The organism is Streptomyces sp. NPDC034084, assembly GCF_055575535.1.
The window spans coordinates 726,935-740,740 of sequence record NZ_JBVISK010000001.1 but is presented as its reverse complement, the minus strand read 5'-3'; the positions used below and the strand labels follow the sequence as shown (position 1 = coordinate 740,740).

The following is a 13,806-nucleotide window of genomic DNA, read 5'->3' as shown; positions in this document are numbered from 1 at the left end:
TCATGGCCATCGCACGACTCCTCGGGCGCCAGCGTCGGGAGTACAGGACCCCCGAGCCGCACCCCTCCGGTGCCCGCCCGCCGAAGCTCCAGAGCGAGCTCGTCCCGGAGCACGTCGCGATCGTCATGGACGGCAACGGCCGCTGGGCCAAGGAGCGCGGGCTGCCGCGCACCGAGGGGCACAAGGTCGGCGCCGAGCAGGTGCTCGACGTGCTCCAGGGCGCGATCGAGATGGGCGTGGGGGCGATCTCGCTGTACGCCTTCTCCACCGAGAACTGGAAGCGCTCGCCCGAGGAGGTGCGCTTCCTCATGAACTTCAACCGCGACTTCATCCGCAAGACCCGCGACCAGCTCGACGAGCTCGGCATCCGCGTGCGCTGGGTGGGCCGCATGCCCAAGCTGTGGAAGTCGGTGGCCAAGGAGCTCCAGATCGCGCAGGAGCAGACCAAGGACAACACGAAGCTGACGCTGTACTTCTGCATGAACTACGGCGGTCGCGCGGAGCTCACGGACGCGGCGCAGGCGCTCGCGGAGGACGTGAAGGCGGGCAGGCTCGACCCGGCGAAGATCACCGAGAAGACCATCCAGAAGTACCTGTACTACCCGGACATGCCGGACGTGGACCTGTTCCTGCGCCCGAGCGGCGAGCAGCGCACCTCCAACTACCTGATCTGGCAGAGCGCCTACGCCGAGATGGTCTTCCAGGACGTGCTGTGGCCGGACTTCGACCGGCGCGACCTGTGGCGGGCCTGTGTCGAGTTCGCCCAGCGCGACCGCCGCTTCGGTGGCGTCGACCCGGCCGACATGGCCGTCCTCGACAAGGCCTGAGCCGGCCGTGGGGGAGGGGATGGAGCTCGTCTACTCGGCGGAGTTCGCCGAGGTGCACGAGGCGGTACGGGTGAGGCTGCGGGCGACCCGCTGGTGGCGGCTCATGAGGTGGGTCGCGTGGGGCGGCGGTGTGCCGGCCTGGCTCGTCGCCGGGCTCGCCCTGTCGGCCGGGGACCCGGGCGAGGCGGTCCTGCTCGCGTTCCTCGGCCTGGTGGCCGTGACCGCCGTCGAGCTGATCCCGTGGGCGACGGCCCGGAGCCTGTTCCGGCTGATCCGGGCCCAGGGCGACGCCCGCGCGTTCGTGGACGAGGACGGCGGGCGCTGGACCTCCCGGGACACCGACACCACGATCCGGTGGGCACTGTTGTCCCGGTACGCGGAGACGCCCCGGCTCTTCGTCCTGTTCACGGACCGCACGTCCGGGACCGGTTTCGCGTACCTTCCCAAGCGCGGGCTCGCCGGCCCGGCCGACGCGGACCGGCTGCGGGCGCTCCTGGACCGGCACGCCGTACGGGTGTGACGACAGACGAGGGGCCCGCACCGGAATCGATCCGGTGCGGGCCCCTCGTATGTCAGGTCACTTCCCCGCGCACTCCGCGCAGGTGCCGAAGATTTCGACCGTGTGCGCCACGTTCACGAAGCCGTGCTCGGACGCGATCGTCTCGGCCCACTGCTCGACCATCGGGCCCTCCACCTCCACGGCCTTGCCGCAGACGCGGCAGACCAGATGGTGGTGGTGGTCGCCGGTCGAGCAGCGGCGGTAGACCGTCTCGCCGTCGCTGGTGCGCAGCGCGTCGACCTCGCCCGCGTCCGCGAGGGACTGGAGCGTGCGGTAGACGGTCGTGAGGCCGACGGAGTCGCCGCGGTGCTTGAGCATGTCGTGCAGCTCCTGGGCGCTGCGGAACTCGTCCACCTCGTTCAGTGCCGCCGACACTGCGGCCCGCTGCTTGGTCGAGCGGCCGCGTACGGGGGGTCCTGCCGTCGCCACGGGGGCCTCCTTGGATGCTTGTCTGCCCCGCCATTCTGCCAGCCCCCCGTGCCCCCGGGATCAGACGCGGATCAGACCTTCACGTCGTCGGAGGGCCGCCGGGTGGCCGGAACCTGCGCGTCGCAGTCCCTGGTGGCCACTTCGGCCGCCCGGGCCCGCCGCTTGGCGAGTGGCGTGGCGAGCAGGGTCAGGACGATGAAGACCCCGATCGCGTACAGGACGATCGTGGCCCCGGGCGGCACGTCCTGGTAGTACGAGGTGACCGTGCCCGCCAGGGTGACGGTGATGCCCGTCGCCACCGCGAGGACGAAGGTCGCGCGGAAGGACTTCGACAGCTGCTGGGCCGCCGCCACGGGCACCACCATGAGCGCGCTGACGAGGAGCAGGCCGACGACCCGCATGGCGACCGTGACGGTCACGGCGGCGGTGACGGCGATCAGCAGGTTCAGGGCGCGCACCGGCAGGCCGGTGACCCGGGCGAACTCCTCGTCCTGGCTGACGGCGAAGAGCTGCCTGCGCAGGCCGACCGTGACGAGGACCACGAAGGCGGCGAGGACGCTGATCGCGGTGACGTCCTCGGTGGACACGGTGGAGAGTGAACCGAAGAGGTACGAGCCGAGGTTGGCGTTGGAGCCGGTCGGCGAGAGGTTGATCAGCAGGACGCCGCCGGCCATGCCTCCGTAGAAGAGCAGCGCGAGCGCGAGGTCGCCGCGGGTCTTCCCGTACGCCCGGATCAGCTCCATGGCGACCGAGCCGGCGACGGCGACGAGGGTCGCCATCCAGACCGGGCTGGAGTTCAGCAGGAAGCCGAGGCCGACGCCGGTCATGGCGACGTGGCCGATGCCGTCGCCCATGAGGGCCTGGCGGCGCTGGACGAGGTAGATGCCGACGGCGGGGGCGGTGATGCCGACGAGGACGGCCGCGAGGAGCGCCCGCTGCATGAAGGCCGGTTCGAGGAACTCCATGATCAGGTCAGCAGTCCCGTGCGGAGCGGCTCGCCGGCCGCGTGCGGATGTACGTGGTCGTGGCCCGGCAGCGCGTGCTGGCCGAGGGCCTCGGGCGGCGGGCCGTCGTGGACGACGCAGCCGTCGCGCAGGACGACCGCGCGGTCGATGAGGGGCTCCAGGGGGCCCAGCTCGTGCAGGACGAGGAGGACGGAGGCGCCGTCCGCGACCTGCTCGCGCAGGGTCGCGGCGAGGATCTCCTGGCTCGCGAGGTCCACGCCGGCCATCGGCTCGTCCATGATCAGGAGTTCGGGCCGGGAGGCGAGCGCGCGGGCGATCAGGACCCGCTGGTGCTGGCCGCCGGAGAGCGCGGAGACGGAGTCCTCGGCGCGGTCGGCGAGGCCGACGAGCTCGATGGCCCGCTCGACGGCGGCCCGGTCGGCCTTCGTCGTCCAGCCGAACTTCCGGCGGGAGAGCCGGCCGGAGGAGACGACCTCGCGGATGGTGGCGGGGACGCCGGCGGCGGCGGTGGTGCGCTGTGGCACGTAGCCGACGCGGGCCCAGTCGCGGAACCGCTTCCGCTCGGTGCCGAACAGCTCGATCGTGCCGCCGGTCAGCGGGACCTGGCCGATGATCGCGCGGACGGCGGTGGACTTGCCGGAGCCGTTGGCGCCGAGCAGGGCGACGACCTCGCCGCGGCGGACGGTGAGGTCGACGCCCCGCAGGACGGGGCGGGCGCCGAGGGCGGCCGTGGCTCCGCGGACGGAGATGACGGGCTGGTCGTCGCTCACGAGGTGCCTCCTACTTGGCGCCGAGCGCGGTCTTCAGTGCGGCGAGGTTGGACTGCATGACCTCGATGTAGTCATCGCCCTTGGACTTGTCCGTGATTCCCTCGAGGGGGTCCAGGACGTCGGTCTTGAGGCCGGTGTCCTGCGCGAGGGTCTTCGCGGTCTTGTCGCTCGCGAGGGTCTCGAAGAAGACGGTGGAGACCTTGTCGTGCTCCGCGATGTCCTGGAGTTCCCTGATGCGGGCGGGGCTCGGCTCGGACTCGGGGTCGATGCCGGTGATGCCCTCCTGCTCCAGGCCGTACCGCTCGGCGAGGTAGCCGAAGGCGGAGTGGGTGGTGATGAAGGTCTTGGTGGCGGTGTTCCCGAGGCCCGTCTCGAACGCGGTGTTCAGGTCGCCGAGCTTCTTCACCAGGGCCGCGGTGTTCTTCTTGTAGTCGGCGGCGTGGTCCGGGTCCGCCTTCTCCAGGGCGCTGCCGACGCCCTGGGCGACCTCGGCGTACTTCACGGGGTCGAGCCAGATGTGGGGGTCGGCGCCGGCCTCGGACGCGTGGTCGTCGCCGTGTTCCCCACCGTGGCCGTGGTCGTGGCCGACCTCGGTGCCGTGCTCTTCGAGCTTCGTCAGCGTGGCGGCGTCGACGGTGTTCTTCACGCCGGCCTGGGCGATGGCCTCGTCGACGGCGGGCTGGACGCCCTTGAGGTAGAGGATGACGTCGGCCTCGCCGAGCTCGCCGATCTGCTTCGGCTTGAGCTCCAGGTCGTGGGGTTCGACGCCGGGCCGGGTGAGCGTGTCGACGGCGACGTGGCCGCCGCCTATCTGCTCGGCCAGGTACTGCATGGGGTAGAACGACGCCACCACGTCCAGCTTGCCGCCGTTCCGCTTGTCGGCCGCGTCGGAGCTTCCGGCGCAGGCGGTGAGGGAGACGAGGCCGAGCGCGACGGCTCCGGCGAGGGCGGTGGTGGGTATCAGGCGGCGTACGTTCATGACACTCATTTTCAACAAAAATGGAAACGGTTGTCAATTGCCCTGCGTGTGGCCCTGCGCACCAGGCCCCGGGGCCGAACCGATTTGATACGGGGGGCGTGCGCGCCGGTAACCTGTGGCATTCGCACTTCGTCGTCGTAATGAAGAGAGCACCGTGGCCGCCGACAAGATCGACACCATCGTCAGCCTGAGCAAGCGCCGTGGCTTCGTCTACCCGTGCAGCGAGATCTACGGCGGCCAGCGTGCCGCCTGGGACTACGGACCGCTGGGTGTCGAACTCAAGGAGAACATCAAGCGCCAGTGGTGGCGTTACATGGTCACCGCGCGCGAGGACGTCGTCGGCATCGACTCGTCGGTCATCCTGGCCACCGAGGTCTGGGAGGCCTCCGGTCACGTCGCGACCTTCACCGACCCGCTGACCGAGTGCACCTCCTGCCACAAGCGCTTCCGCGCCGACCACCTGGAGGAGGCGTACGAGGAGAAGCACGGCCGTCTCCCCGAGAGCCTCACCGACCTCAACTGCCCGAACTGCGGCAACAAGGGCACCTTCACCGAGCCCAAGCAGTTCTCGGGCCTGCTTTCCACGCACCTCGGCCCGACCCAGGACACCGGCTCCGTCGCGTACCTGCGTCCCGAGACCGCCCAGGGCATCTTCACCAACTTCGCCCAGGTGCAGACCACCGCGCGCAAGAAGCCCCCGTTCGGCATCGCGCAGATGGGCAAGTCCTTCCGGAACGAGATCACTCCGGGCAACTTCATCTTCCGCACGCGCGAGTTCGAGCAGATGGAGATGGAGTTCTTCGTCAAGCCGGGCGAGGACGAGCAGTGGCAGGAGTACTGGATGGAGCAGCGCTGGAACTGGTACACCGGCCTGGGTCTCCGTGAGGAGAACATGCGCTGGTTCGAGCACCCGAAGGAGAAGCTCTCCCACTACTCGAAGCGCACCGCCGACATCGAGTACCGCTTCTCGTTCGGCGGCAGCGAGTGGGGCGAGCTGGAGGGCGTCGCCAACCGCACCGACTACGACCTGAGCGCCCACTCCAAGGCCTCCGGCGCCAACCTGATGTTCCACGAGCAGGAGTCGGGCGAGCGGTACACGCCGTACGTCATCGAGCCCGCCGCCGGTGTCGGCCGCGCGATGCTGGCCTTCCTGCTCGACGCGTACATCGAGGACGAGGCGCCGAACGCCAAGGGCGTCATGGAGAAGCGCACCGTGCTGCGCCTCGACCACCGCCTGGCCCCGGTCAAGGCCGCGGTCCTCCCGCTCTCCCGCAACCCGCAGCTCTCCCCGAAGGCCAAGGGCCTCGCGGCGGACCTGCGCCAGAACTGGAACATCGAGTTCGACGACGCCGGCGCCATCGGCCGCCGCTACCGCCGTCAGGACGAGATCGGCACCCCGTTCTGCGTGACCGTCGACTTCGACACCCTCGACGACAACGCGGTGACCGTGCGCGAGCGCGACACGATGAAGCAGGAGCGCGTCTCCCTCGACCAGATCCAGAGCTACCTGGGCAGCCGTCTGCTGGGCTGCTGAATCTGTTCGCCGGCACAGCGAGACCCCCGGTTCCGTCTTCGGAACCGGGGGCCTTCCCGTGGTGTCAGGCGGCGGTTGCGGCGGCCGCCGACGCCTCCGCCTGGCGGCGGGCTCCCTCCGCCGCGCGCCGCTTGCCGAACCACGCCGTCCACACGCCGAGGGCGCCGAGGACTCCGTAGATCATGACCGGGCTGAGCGTGACCATGGTCTTCGTCGGCAGCGCGTACGCGAGGGCGATACGGACCAGTGCCTCGGTCACGTACGCCACGCCCCACACCAGCGTCATCGTGCGCATCGTGGAGCGGAAGCCCTCGTACTGCCACATGCCGTTCCACCAGGCCGTGGAGGCCGGGGTGCCGTCGGTCGCGAACTTGCGGCCGAAGTAGAACATCAGCGGGCGCGGGGCGAGCAGCGTCCCCAGGCAGAGCAGGCCGAACAGGCCCGTCACCGACGAGTCCTTGACCAGGAGCGCGCGGGCGGTGTGCGCGCCGACCAGCGAGACCACCGCCGTGATCACCAGGAAGACCAGGGTGACCATGGCGAACTCGTCGATCTTGCGGCGCCAGGCCACCATGATCGCGGTGTCGAGCACCGGCCAGGCGCTGCTGAGGAGCAGCGCGGAGAACTCGGACCAGCCGTGATCCTCCGTCAGGATGTTGTACGTGACGATCGGCGCGACGACGTTGAGGCCGATGGTGAGGACCCAGCTGATCGCGGAGGAACCGCCTGAGCGGGCCGGTCTGGCGGGTGTGGACATGGTTCCCCCTGGGAGTTCTCACGGTCGAGGTGCGGGGGAACGCTAGTCATGCACCGGACAGGGAAGGGGAAACTCCAAGCCAAATGATCTTCAAGTGGCGAAACTGCTCAGGCTCGCAGTGCTCGCTGCACCAGGGAGACGACCGCCGTGAAGGCGTCCTCGACGCCCGGGGCCGACCACTCGGCGGCGTGCGCCGGGTTGTGGAAGCGGTCCGTGGCGTGGAAGACCGCGCGGGCCGTCGCCGTGAAGTCCCGCTCCGGCGGCGCGAAGAGGCCCTCGCGGTGACCGTCCTCCAGGATGCGGGCGATCTGCTCGACGAGGTGCTCCTCGTGCCGGTCGACCACCGTGCTGTTCTCGCCGATCAGCACCTGGAAGGTGGCCATCAGCTCCGGGTCGCCGCCCGCCTTCTTGCGCTTGAGGGCGAAGAGCGCCGTGAGCCAGCCGGTGAGCCGCTCGTCCGCGGGACCCCCGGCCTCCACGTACGGCCGGAGGGCCGTGATCGTCCGCTCCAGCCACTGCTCGGTGACCGCCTCGCGCAGCGCGGCCTTGGTGCGGAAGTGGCGGTAGACGCTGCCGTGGCTGACGCCGAGGACCCGGGCCACGTCGACGACGGTCGCCTTCGCGGGACCGTAGCGCCGCAGCACCTCCTCGGTGGCTTCGAGGATGCGCTCTGCGGTCAGGGTCTCGGTGGCGGCCATGGAACGACAGTACCGGTCAGTGCTCGCTGTCCAGATGGGCCATCTGCGCCGCCGGGTAGCGCTCGCCGGCCGCCGCGCCCGCGGGGACGGCCTCCTCGATCGCGGCCAGGTCGGCGGCGTCGAGCGTGACGTCCAGGGCGCCGAGCGCCTCCGCGAGCCGGTCCCTGCGCCGGGCGCCGACCAGCGGGACGATGTCCCGGCCCTGGGCGAGGACCCAGGCGATCGCCGTCTGGGCGACCGTGGCGCCCTTGGCCTCGGCGACCGCGCGCAGCCGGTCCACCAGGTCCAGGTTCCGGTCGAGGTTCTCGCCCTGGAAGCGCGGGGACATGCCCCGGAAGTCGCCGGGGCCGAGCTGCCGGTCGCGGGTGAAGTGGCCGCTGATCAGGCCCCGGGACAGCACTCCGTAGGCCGTGATCCCGATGCCCAGCTCGCGGGCGGTGGGCAGGATCTTCTCCTCGATGGAGCGGGAGACGAGGCTGTACTCGATCTGGAGGTCCGCGATCGGGGCCGTGGCCGCCGCCCGGCGCAGGGTGTCCGCGCCGACCTCCGAGAGGCCGATGTGCCGCACGTGTCCCGCCTCGACCAGCTCGGCGATGGCGCCGACGGTCTCCTCGATCGGCACGTCCGGGTCGACGCGGGCGATCCGGTAGATGTCGATGTGGTCGGTGCCGAGGCGCTGGAGCGAGTACGCCGCGAAGTTCTTCACGGCGGCCGGGCGGCCGTCGTAGCCGGTGAACTCGCCCTCGACCGTGCGCAGCGCGCCGAACTTGACGCTGGTCAGCGCCCGCTCGCGGGCGGCTGCGGGCGCGGTCCGCAGGGCCTCGTTGATGAGCAGCTCGTTGTGGCCCATCCCGTAGAAGTCGCCCGTGTCGAGCAGGGTGACTCCGGCGTCGAGGGCGCTGTGGATCGTCGCGACCGACTCGGCGCGGTCGCTCTCCCCGTACAGCGCGGACATGCCCATGCAGCCGAGGCCGAGCGCGGACACGACGGGACCGGTGGCGCCGAGGGGGCGGGTGGGGAGGGGGTTCTTCGCTGTGGTCGTCATGGAACAACCATGGCATGAGGGATGACAGATTTCAATATCTGTCATCCCATCTCTCATTTCACGTGACGGGGGAGGCGCAGGCTCAGCAGCAGCGTCAGCGCCACCACACCCAGCTGGACCAGCAGCGTCGTCCGCAGCGCCGCACCCATGCCGGCCGGCGAGGACGCCAGCGAGAGGAAGAGCGAACCGAGCGTCGCCACGCCCAGCGTCAGCGCCGACTGCTGCGTGGTCACCATGACCCCGCTGCCGACGCCCGCCCGCTCCGACGGGACCTCGGAGAGCACCACCCGGAAGAGCACCGGCAGCTGGAGCCCCTGGCCGAGTCCCGCGACCGCCATGCCCGGCACCAGGTCCCCGACCGAGAGCCCCTCCCAGTCGCGCCCCACCGACCAGGCGAGGGCGGCGATGCCGAGCCCCTGGAGCAGCGCCCCCACCGGCACGATCCGGGTGCCCCAGCGCCGTACGAGCCGGGGACCCGCCAGCGACGCGCCGAAGAACGCCAGCGCCATCGGCACCAGCGCCAGACCCGAGGCCACCGCGCCCATCTCCAGGCCCTGCTGGAGCGCCACGGCGATCACGAACATGAAGCCGCTGAAGCCCAGCGACAGCGGCAGCACCACCGCGAGGCCGCGCCGCAGCGGGACCAGGGCGAGCAGACTCGGCGGGACCAGCGGGATGGCGCCCCGGCGGTCCGCCCGCCGTTCCACCCACCAGAAGGCCCCGGCCGCGAACGGGAACACCGCGAGCGACACCCAGGTCCACAGCGGCCAGCCCGCCGCCCGGCCCTCCGTCAGTGGCGCGAGCAGGGTGAGCAGCGCCAGCGCGAGGAGCAGCGTGCCCGCGACGTCCACCGGCGCCGGCCGGTCCGAACGCGTCTCCGGCACCGTACGGACGGCGAGCGCCAGGCCCGCCACCGCCACCGGCACGTTCACCAGGAACACCGCACGCCAGCCGGTGCCCGCGAGATCGGCGGTCACGAGGACCCCGCCCAGGATCTGGCCGCCCGCCATCGCGAGACCGGCGGTCGCGCCGTACAGGCTCAGCGCCCTCGCCCGGCGCGGCCCCTGCGTCGAGGAGGTGATGGTCGCGAGCACCTGCGGCAGCATCAGCGCCGCCGCCGCGCCCTGGGCGACCCGCGCCGCGACCAGGGTCCAGGCGTCCGGGGCGAGCCCGCAGGCGAGCGAGGTCAGGCCGAAGGCGGCCATGCCCGCGAGGAAGAGCCGCCGGCGGCCGAAGAGGTCGCCGAGCCGCCCGCCGAGGACGAGCAGCACCGAGTACGACAGGCCGTACCCGGCGACGACCAGCTCCAGGAGCGCCGGGCCCGCGGCCAGGTCGTGGTCGATGGACGGCAGGGCGACGTTCACGATGAAGAAGTCGATGAGGGGGAGCGCGGCGCCGAGGAGGACGGTGAACAGGCCGAGGGTGCCGAGCGCCGGAGCCGGCCGGCCGGGAGGGGCCACGGTACGGACGGGGGTGGAGGTCGTAGTCACGCGACCGAGCCTCCGCCTCCGCTCAGCCTGGTACCAGAGTCTCTTTATCCTGGTACAAGCACTACCTGGAAACCGGCTGACCACCCCGGCACCCTGGAGGCATGACCGTCATGGCGATGAGCGGACCCGCGGCGCCGACCGAACAGGACGTGCGGCGGCACGAACTCGCCGCCTTCCTGCGCAGCCGCCGCGAGCGCATCACCCCCGAGCAGGTCGGCCTGCCCCGGGGCAGGCGCCGGCGCACCCCCGGCCTGCGCCGCGAGGAGGTCGCGCACCTCTCCGCCGTCGGCGTCACCTGGTACACCTGGCTCGAACAGGCCCGCGACATCCAGGTCTCCCCGCAGGTCGTGGACGCCCTCGCCGGCGCCCTGCTGCTCGACCCGACCGAGCGCAGCCACCTCTTCGCCCTCGCCGGTCACGCCGACCCGCACCCCGAGGCGCCCTGCCCGGTCGTGACGCCCACCCTGCGCCGGCTGCTCGACCAGCTGGAACCCGTGCCGGCCGCGATCCAGAACAGCCGGTACGACTTCCTCGCCCACAACCGCACCTTCGGGCAGCTCTTCTGCGACCTGGACGCGCTGCCCCGCGAGGACCGCAACTCCCTCTGGCTGGCCTTCACCAACGAGGACTTCCGGGCCTCGGTCACCGACCTGCCCGAGGTGACGCGCATGCTCGCCGGGAAGCTCCGCGCCGCGATGACCGAGCACCTGGCCGAACCCGCCTGGAAGGAGCTCGTACGCCGCCTCGAAGAGGCCTCGCCCGAGTTCCGGGAGCTCTGGGCCCGGCACGAGGTGGTCGCCCCCGGAGGCCGCGTGAAGATCATCCGCAACGCCCGGGTCGGCCTGCTCAGCTTCGAGCACACCAACCTCTGGCTCGGCCCGAACGCGGGGACGCACCTCGTGACGTACGTCCCCGTCGACGACGCCACCCACGCCGGCGTCGCCCGCCTTCTCGACCTGGTGATCGGGGAGCGGGAGGCTCAGGGGGAGGGCGCCTTGGCCGTGGCCTGAGCCCCGCCTTCCCGGCCGTCGTCCACGCGGCCCTCGCGCTTCCCTTCCTCCCGGTCGTTCTCCGCCGGCGCCAGGCACCGGGCCGTCCGCTCCGCCGTGCGGCGCGCCCACGGGCCGCTGGTCAGGGCGCCGACCGCCAGGACGGCGAGTCCGCAGCCCGTGATGATCCAGTAGCCGGGGCGGGCCGCCGCCACGAACGCGTCCGCGTCCGGCACGGCGCCGACGCCCGCCGCCAGGACCGTGCCGATCACCGCGACCCCCAGCGTCTGCCCGACCTGGCGGCTCGTCGAGGCCACCGCCGCCGCCACCCCGGCCTGCGCGCGGGGCATCCCGGAGACGGCGGTGTTGGTGATCGGGGCGTTCACCAGGCCGAAGCCGATGCCGAAGACCACGTAGCCGGTGAGGAGCAGGGGATCGCTCGTCTCGGCCGAGAAGGCCGCGAAGAGCAGCGGCCCGGCCGCCATCGCCGTCCCCGCGAGCAGCAGTGAGGGACGCGGCCCGCGCGTCGCCGTGAGGCGCCCCGACAGCGGGGCGAAGACGAAGGTCATGCCGGCCATCGGCAGCATCCAGAGCCCGGCGGACAGCGGGGAGAGGCCTCGCACGTCCTGGAGGTACAGCGTGTTCAGGAAGAGGAAACCGCCGAGCGAGGCGAAGGCGCAGACCGCGATGACGGTGGCCCCGCTGAACGGCGCGCTCCGGAAGAACCGCAGGTCGATGAGGGGCTCCTGGCGCCGGGGCTCGTAGACGAGCAACCCGGCGAGCGCGGCGGCCGCGATCCCGGCGAAGAGCGGGTCCGTCTCGATGATCGCGTACGTGAGCGAGCCGAGGAGCACCGTCACCAGGAGCTGCCCGACGGGGTCGGGGCGCCGGGGCCGGGGCGCGCGGGACTCGGGGACGTACCGCAGGGTCAGGAGCAGGGCGGCGAAGGCGACCGGCAGGTTCACCCAGAAGATCGCCCGCCAGCCGACCGACTGGACGAGCACCCCGCCCACCAGCGGCCCGGCGGCCATGGAGACGCCGACGACCCCGCCCCAGACGCCGATGGCACGCGCGCGTGCGGCCGGTTCCGTGAAGGTGTTGGTGATGATCGACATGGCGACCGGGTTCAGCATCGAGCCGCCCACGGCCTGGACCGCCCGGAAGGCGATCAGGGCCTCCAGGTTCGGCGCGAGGGAGCAGAGCAGCGAGCCGAGGGCGAAGACGGCGAGTCCGGTGACGAAGACCTTGCGGCGGCCGATCCGGTCGGCGGTGGAGCCCGCGAGCATCAGCAGGGAGGCGAGGACCAGGGTGTAGGCGTCGATCGTCCACTGCATGCCGGCGACGGTGGCGCCGAGATCGCGCCGCATGGCGGGCAGGGCGACGTTCAGCGCGGTGTTGTCCAGGCTGACGATCAGCAGGCTCATGCAGCAGATCGCGAGGACGACGAGACGGCGAGCGCGTGTGAGCTCGGGCATGTGCGGATCGTATGGCTGTCTAAGAAACTCCGCAGTGCGGGACAATGGCCCAATGACCGCGTTCTCCCCTCTCGCCATCGGGCCGCACATCGTGCAGCCGCCGGTGGTGCTCGCCCCCATGGCCGGCATCACCAACGCCCCCTTCCGTACCCTCTGCCGCGAGTACAGCGGCGGCAAGGGGCTGTTCGTGAGCGAGATGATCACGACGAGGGCCCTGGTCGAGCGCAACGAGAAGACGATGCAGCTCATCCGCTTCGACGAGACGGAGAAGCCGCGCTCCATCCAGTTGTACGGGGTGGACCCGGTGACGGTCGGCAAGGCCGTGCGGATGATCGTCGACGAGGACCTGGCCGACCACATCGACCTGAACTTCGGCTGCCCGGTGCCCAAGGTGACCAGGAAGGGCGGCGGCTCGGCCCTGCCGTACAAGCGGCCGCTGCTGCGGGCGATCCTGAACGAGGCCGTGACCAACGCGGGCGACCTGCCGGTCACGATGAAGATGCGCAAGGGCATCGACGACGACCACATCACGTACCTGGACGCGGGCCGGATCGCGGTCGAGGAGGGCGTCACGGCGATCGCCCTGCACGGGCGGACGGCGGCGCAGCACTACGGCGGTACGGCCGACTGGGACGCGATCGCGCGGCTCAAGGAGCACGTGCCGGAGATCCCGGTGCTGGGCAACGGCGACATCTGGTCGGCCGACGACGCCCTGCGGATGATGCGCGAGACGGGCTGCGACGGCGTCGTCGTGGGCCGCGGCTGCCTGGGCCGCCCGTGGCTCTTCGGGGACCTCGTGGCGGGCTTCGAGGGCACCGGCGCCTACGCGCAGCCGGGGCTGCGGGAGGTCGCGGACGCGATGGTGCGGCACGCGGCGCTGCTCGGGGAGTGGCTCGGCGACGAGGCACGCGGTGTCATCGACTTCCGCAAGCACGTGGCGTGGTATCTGAAGGGCTTCGCGGTCGGCTCCGAGATGCGCAAGAAGCTCGCGATCACCTCCTCCCTGGACGAGCTGCGCGCTCAGTTGAGCGAGCTCGACCTGGATCAGCCGTGGCCGGTGGGTGCGGACGGCCCTCGGGGGCGTACGTCCGGTAACAACCGGGTTGTCCTGCCGGACGGCTGGTTGAAGGACCCTTACGACTGCGCCGGGGTGAGTGAGGACGCCGAGCTGGACACGTCCGGCGGCTGAGATCCGGCCCTTCCGGGGGAAGTGATCCTCGCCACCCTTGAGGGTGGTCACGCTCAGATGAGCGAGTTGCGAGCGACTGTACAGCCTGAAGGGGTGGCAC

Annotated in this window: 14 protein-coding genes; 5 read left to right on the top strand and 9 right to left on the bottom strand. The window is 71.4% G+C overall.

The window, feature by feature from the left end:
- Positions 1-2 precede the first annotated feature (2 nt).
- Positions 3-827: an isoprenyl transferase gene (locus ACZ51I_RS03435; RefSeq protein WP_468871210.1), complete on the top strand. Its 825-nt coding sequence runs from the start codon at positions 3-5 to the stop codon at positions 825-827.
- Positions 828-846: 19 nt separating this feature from the next.
- Entirely contained in the window at positions 847-1,347 is a 501-nt protein-coding gene (locus ACZ51I_RS03430; RefSeq protein ID WP_468871209.1) for a YcxB family protein, read from the top strand.
- A gap of 57 nt (positions 1,348-1,404) precedes the next feature.
- Here ACZ51I_RS03430 and ACZ51I_RS03425 read toward each other — a convergent pair whose 3' ends face one another.
- The 4 genes from ACZ51I_RS03425 to ACZ51I_RS03410 all read right to left on the bottom strand — a co-directional run bounded on the left by ACZ51I_RS03425 (position 1,405) and on the right by ACZ51I_RS03410 (position 4,529).
- Positions 1,405-1,815 (bottom strand): Fur family transcriptional regulator, encoded by a 411-nt coding sequence (locus ACZ51I_RS03425; RefSeq protein WP_041129147.1) that lies wholly within the window; start codon positions 1,813-1,815, stop codon positions 1,405-1,407.
- A gap of 71 nt (positions 1,816-1,886) precedes the next feature.
- Positions 1,887-2,780 carry a metal ABC transporter permease gene (locus tag ACZ51I_RS03420; protein ID WP_468871208.1) on the bottom strand — a complete coding sequence of 298 codons (894 nt, stop codon included), beginning with the start codon at positions 2,778-2,780 and terminating at the stop codon, positions 1,887-1,889.
- A 2-nt stretch (positions 2,781-2,782) separates the two neighbouring features.
- Entirely contained in the window at positions 2,783-3,550 is a 768-nt protein-coding gene (locus ACZ51I_RS03415) for a metal ABC transporter ATP-binding protein (protein ID WP_468871207.1), read from the bottom strand.
- A 10-nt stretch (positions 3,551-3,560) separates the two neighbouring features.
- A complete protein-coding gene (locus ACZ51I_RS03410; protein ID WP_468871206.1) occupies positions 3,561-4,529 on the bottom strand; it encodes a metal ABC transporter substrate-binding protein in 969 nt (322 codons plus the stop codon).
- A gap of 154 nt (positions 4,530-4,683) precedes the next feature.
- Here ACZ51I_RS03410 and ACZ51I_RS03405 point away from each other — a divergent pair, with 154 nt between their 5' ends.
- Positions 4,684-6,063, top strand: a complete 1,380-nt coding sequence (locus ACZ51I_RS03405) for a glycine--tRNA ligase (RefSeq protein WP_468871204.1) — start codon at positions 4,684-4,686, stop codon at positions 6,061-6,063.
- Positions 6,064-6,127: 64 nt separating this feature from the next.
- On the opposite strand, the gene ACZ51I_RS03400 is transcribed toward ACZ51I_RS03405, so the two are convergent.
- The 4 genes from ACZ51I_RS03400 to ACZ51I_RS03385 all read right to left on the bottom strand — a co-directional run bounded on the left by ACZ51I_RS03400 (position 6,128) and on the right by ACZ51I_RS03385 (position 10,053).
- Positions 6,128-6,820, bottom strand: a complete 693-nt coding sequence (locus ACZ51I_RS03400; protein WP_468871203.1) for a VC0807 family protein — start codon at positions 6,818-6,820, stop codon at positions 6,128-6,130.
- A 107-nt stretch (positions 6,821-6,927) separates the two neighbouring features.
- Positions 6,928-7,518 carry a TetR/AcrR family transcriptional regulator gene (locus ACZ51I_RS03395; RefSeq protein WP_468871202.1) on the bottom strand — a complete coding sequence of 197 codons (591 nt, stop codon included), beginning with the start codon at positions 7,516-7,518 and terminating at the stop codon, positions 6,928-6,930.
- Between the two features lie 16 nt (positions 7,519-7,534).
- Entirely contained in the window at positions 7,535-8,563 is a 1,029-nt protein-coding gene (locus tag ACZ51I_RS03390; protein WP_468871200.1) for an aldo/keto reductase, read from the bottom strand.
- A gap of 53 nt (positions 8,564-8,616) precedes the next feature.
- Positions 8,617-10,053: an MFS transporter gene (locus ACZ51I_RS03385; RefSeq protein ID WP_468871199.1), complete on the bottom strand. Its 1,437-nt coding sequence runs from the start codon at positions 10,051-10,053 to the stop codon at positions 8,617-8,619.
- A 101-nt stretch (positions 10,054-10,154) separates the two neighbouring features.
- Here ACZ51I_RS03385 and ACZ51I_RS03380 point away from each other — a divergent pair, with 101 nt between their 5' ends.
- Complete coding sequence (locus tag ACZ51I_RS03380) at positions 10,155-11,063, top strand: helix-turn-helix transcriptional regulator (RefSeq protein ID WP_468871197.1); 909 nt, start codon at positions 10,155-10,157, stop codon at positions 11,061-11,063.
- Here ACZ51I_RS03380 and ACZ51I_RS03375 read toward each other — a convergent pair.
- Complete coding sequence (locus tag ACZ51I_RS03375; protein ID WP_468871196.1) at positions 11,033-12,517, bottom strand: MFS transporter; 1,485 nt, start codon at positions 12,515-12,517, stop codon at positions 11,033-11,035. The two genes, ACZ51I_RS03380 and ACZ51I_RS03375, sit on opposite strands and share 31 nt — an antisense overlap.
- 52 nt (positions 12,518-12,569) lie before the next feature.
- On the opposite strand from ACZ51I_RS03375, the gene dusB reads away from it, so the two are divergent.
- A complete protein-coding gene (gene dusB, locus ACZ51I_RS03370; protein ID WP_468871195.1) occupies positions 12,570-13,706 on the top strand; it encodes a tRNA dihydrouridine synthase DusB in 1,137 nt (378 codons plus the stop codon).
- The last annotated feature ends 100 nt before the right edge of the window (positions 13,707-13,806 follow it).